Here is a 375-nt window from a genome sequence, read left to right as displayed (position 1 = left end):
AACAATTAATCGATTCAAAAGCAAATAAAAAAATAATGAAAAATTATAATTGGGAATATTTTAAAGTCCAAATTATTAAAAAGTTTTCAGAACCAAAAACAAAAAGCATCTACAGTCAAGAAAAATTGATGTGGAGCCTGTTTTTGGATTTATGAAGGCTATTTTGGGTTTTACTCGAATGTCCGTTCGAGGGATAAATAAAGTCAAAAGAGAACTAGGATTTGTGCTAATGGCACTTAATATAAGAAAAGTAACAGCTCAACGAGCTGAAAATAATCAAAAAATAATAAAACGCCAATAGAATAACGAAAAAAACGCAAAATAGTTCGCGTTTAACTTCCGTGAAAGCTCAGGAAACACTGAATTAATTAATAA

General features: G+C 29.1%; 1 pseudogene. It reads left to right on the top strand.

The features are described from left to right. A pseudogene (locus tag CEW93_RS10720) lies at positions 1–301 on the top strand (transposase); the annotation flags it as partial. Positions 302–375 lie beyond the last annotated feature (74 nt).

The sequence above is a fragment of the Moraxella sp. VT-16-12 genome (assembly GCF_002224245.2).
In the GTDB taxonomy this organism is placed as follows: Bacteria; Pseudomonadota; Gammaproteobacteria; order Pseudomonadales; family Moraxellaceae; genus Moraxella.
The sequence above is the reverse complement of the archived record's forward strand: the minus strand, read 5'-3'. Positions and strand labels throughout refer to the sequence as shown.